Raw genomic sequence first — 323 nt, forward strand, 5'->3', positions numbered from 1 at the left:
AGGTGGGGAGGACGGAGGTGATGGGGGTGCGTGAACAAGATGTCGTCCTGGGGGATATGGTGAGCGATGGGGGGGATATGGTGGGAGGGAGTTGGGGGTTCGATGATTTGGATGGTGTGATGGTGAATGAGGTGAATGTTTTGGAGGATAATGAGGGGATTGAAGTGGTGAGGGATGGGATTGGGTGTATGAAGGTATTTAAAGTGGTCATGGTTTTTTAAATGGAGCGGGCGGTGGTGATGTGGTTCATAAGTATGGTGAGGGTTGAGGGCAACTCCATGCATTGCGGATGCATGGTAAAAAGGGATCGAGAGATTGGGGAA

Annotated in this window: 1 protein-coding gene; it reads left to right on the top strand. The window is 51.1% G+C overall.

The window, feature by feature from the left end:
- Positions 1 to 221, top strand: a 221-nt coding sequence (locus tag FS736_RS23505) for a hypothetical protein (protein ID WP_222125095.1), incomplete at its 5' end; no start/stop codon positions are given.
- Positions 222 to 323 lie beyond the last annotated feature (102 nt).

Source organism: Cytobacillus oceanisediminis 2691, from assembly GCF_007678455.1.
GTDB classification, from domain to species: Bacteria; Bacillota; Bacilli; order Bacillales; family Cytobacillaceae; genus Mesobacillus; species Mesobacillus oceanisediminis_A.